Origin of the sequence: Cupriavidus sp. SK-4 (assembly GCF_000611125.1) — a bacterium.
Lineage (GTDB): Bacteria > Pseudomonadota > Gammaproteobacteria > Burkholderiales > Burkholderiaceae > Cupriavidus > Cupriavidus necator.
The window spans coordinates 66,952-69,572 of record NZ_JFJW01000146.1 but is presented as its reverse complement, the minus strand read 5'-3'; the positions used below and the strand labels follow the sequence as shown (position 1 = coordinate 69,572).

Below are 2,621 nucleotides of genomic sequence, written 5' to 3'. Positions count from 1 at the left end.
GGCGGGCCCGACGGCCTGTTGCCGTCGCCGCCGCGGGTCAAGGAGAGATCAGGCCCCAGCTCCCGCACGGTCATGGACCTCCCTGGCCAGGCACAGGTCTTCCCAGGCGCGCGCCTTGTCGGTCAGGGTGCGCAGCAGGTAAGCCGGATGGTAGGTCACCACCACGGGGATGCCTTCATAGCTATGTACGGTGCCGCGCAGCTTGCCGATCGGCGTGGTGGTGCGCAGCAGCGACTGCGCCGCAAAGCGGCCCAGCACCACGATCACCCTGGGCTTCACCAGCGCGATCTGGCGGCGCAGGAACGGCTCGCACTGCGCCACCTCCTCGGGCTCCGGGTTGCGGTTGCCGGGCGGGCGGCACTTGAGCACGTTGGCGATAAACACATTGCGTCCGCGCGCCAGCCCGAGCGAGCCGAGCATATTGTCGAGCAGCTTGCCGGCCTGGCCCACGAAGGGCTCGCCCTGCAGGTCTTCGTTCTCGCCGGGGGCTTCGCCCACCAGCATCCATTCGGCCTGGCGGTCGCCCACGCCGAATACGGTATTGGTGCGGTTCTGGCACAAGCCGCACGCGGTGCAGCCGGCCACGGCGGCGTCCAGCGCGGGCCATTCCATGCTGGCGATGGCGGCTTCGCGGCCCGCCTGCGCCGAGCCGGGTTCCGGGCCGGCGGGAACCAGATCAGGCGCAACCGGTGCCCGGGAGACCGGCGGCGCCACTGGCGCCGGCACCGGCACGGCGGTTTCCGCAACCGCTGCGGCGACCTCGGCCACCGGCGCCTCGGCAACAGGCATCGCTGCCTGCGCCACGGCCGCCTCCGGCGCGGTCTCTGCCTGCGCATCCGCGCGCTCGCGCGGCACCCATTCGGTCGGAATGCCCAGGACTTCCAGGAACTGTGCGCGGCGGCTCATGCCCTGCCCTCCGTGCCTTCATTGGCGGCGGACTCGGCCGGCCAGTTGCGGCGCAGCACCAGCGCGTCCTCGCGCTTGCTGCCAAGGGCCGGGTAATAGCCCTTGCGGCGCCCGATCTCGGCAAACCCCGCCGCCTGGTACAGCGAGATCGCCCCGGTATTGGACGGCCGCACTTCCAGCAGCATGGTATGGATGCGGTGCGCGTGCGAGGTGGCCAGCACCACCGCCAGCATCAGCCGCCCCAGCCCCTGGCGCTGGCGCCGCGGCTCGACGGTGATATTGAGCAGGTGCATTTCATCGACTACCGGCATCAGCACGGCGTAGGCCACCAGCGTGCCGGCCGGGTCGCGCAGCGTCAGGCCGAGATGCCCGGACTTGACCGAGTTCTCGAAATTGCCGCGGGTCCATGGATGGCTGTAGGCACGCGCCTCGATGCCCGCCACGGCCTCCAGGTCGAGCGCGCTCATGCGGCCCAGGGCCCAGCCGTCCGGCAGCGCCGGCATGGCCGGCACGGCCGGCCAGTCGTTGCGGTGATCGAGCGGATAGGCTGCGCTCACGATGCGCTCCCGGCCTGGGCCGCGGCACGGGCGGCAGCGGCGGCTTCGCGTTCTGCGATGGTCTGCGCGACCTTGTCGCGCAGGTAGATCGGCATGGCCTGGTCGGCGTCGATGGCCTCGCCGCGCGCCAGTGCGCGCAGTGCAATGGCGACCATCGGCTGCGCATGGGGCATCGCCTCCGGCAGCACGCGCGCGGCGCGCGCCAGGCCCGCCAGCCGCTCGCCGAAGACGGTGGCTGCATTGCCGGCCAGCCAGAAATCGCCGTCGGGCAGCGGCACGGTTTCCGGCGCGCTGACCTGCATCGGCGTGACTTCCGCCCATTCCCGCGCGCTGGCATGCCAGCGGAAAGCAGCGGAATAGGCTTCATCCATGCGCGCGTCCAGCGCCACCAGCACCGCGGTGTCGTCCGGCAGCGCCGGGGTGGCGGCCCGCGCGCGCTCGGCGCAGGTCATCAGGGTATTGACCGGAACCACCGGCAGCCCGGCGCCGAAGGCCAGCCCCTGTGCCACGCCGCAGGCAGTGCGCAGGCCGGTGAACGAGCCCGGGCCGGCGCCAAAGGCAATCGCGGCACAGTCCGCCAGCGCGATGCCGGCTTCGGCCAGCAGCTCGCCGGCAGCCGGCAGCACGCGTGCCGACGAGCGTGCACCAGTGTGCTCATGGCGCACCAGGCACTCGACTCCGGCACCCGGCACCGCACGTCCGAGCGCGACCGAGCACCACTCTGTAGAAGTTTCAACAGCAAGAATCCAGGACATGGCGCGATTGTATCCGGTGACGCCCGGAATCGAGGGCTTCTTCGGTTTTATACGGACGGCGCGGGGCCGCCGGGCGGCTATCATCGGCCTGCACTTTCGCAATCCAGACAGCACACACGGAGGAACCCCCATGAGCGACCTGCAGGCACGCTTCGACCAGGCCCAGATCGAGGTCAAGCAACTGAGCGAGCGCCCCAGCAATATGTCCCTGCTGCGCCTGTATGCCCTGTTCAAGCAAGGCAGCGAAGGCGATGCCCACGGCGACAAGCCCGGCATGACCGACTTTGTCGGCCGCTACAAGTTTGAAGCCTGGGAGGCCCTGCGCGGCACCGCGCGCGAACAGGCGATGGAGCAGTACATCGCGCTGGTGGAAGAACTGCGCAGCGGCGTAGCCAGCTAAGCT

At 70.5% G+C, this 2,621-nt stretch carries 4 protein-coding genes; 1 reads left to right on the top strand and 3 read right to left on the bottom strand.

All coding sequences use genetic code 11. The annotated features are described in order from the left end of the window. Positions 1-48: 48 nt before the first annotated feature. The 3 genes from CF68_RS29245 to tsaB are packed head-to-tail and all read right to left on the bottom strand — an operon-like array spanning position 49 to position 2,218. On the bottom strand, positions 49-906 hold the full coding sequence (locus CF68_RS29245; protein WP_035825863.1) for a uracil-DNA glycosylase family protein: 858 nt from the start codon (positions 904-906) through the stop codon (positions 49-51). Next, entirely contained in the window at positions 903-1,463 is a 561-nt protein-coding gene (gene rimI / locus CF68_RS29240; RefSeq protein ID WP_035825861.1) for a ribosomal protein S18-alanine N-acetyltransferase, read from the bottom strand. Before rimI ends, CF68_RS29245 begins: the two co-directional genes overlap by 4 nt. Beyond that, positions 1,460-2,218 carry a tRNA (adenosine(37)-N6)-threonylcarbamoyltransferase complex dimerization subunit type 1 TsaB gene (tsaB, locus tag CF68_RS29235; RefSeq protein WP_035825859.1) on the bottom strand — a complete coding sequence of 253 codons (759 nt, stop codon included), beginning with the start codon at positions 2,216-2,218 and terminating at the stop codon, positions 1,460-1,462. The genes rimI and tsaB overlap by 4 nt, the downstream gene beginning before the upstream one ends. 130 nt (positions 2,219-2,348) lie before the next feature. On the opposite strand from tsaB, the gene CF68_RS36655 reads away from it, so the two are divergent. Beyond that, positions 2,349-2,618 carry an acyl-CoA-binding protein gene (locus CF68_RS36655; protein ID WP_084187516.1) on the top strand — a complete coding sequence of 90 codons (270 nt, stop codon included), beginning with the start codon at positions 2,349-2,351 and terminating at the stop codon, positions 2,616-2,618. Positions 2,619-2,621: the final 3 nt, after the last annotated feature.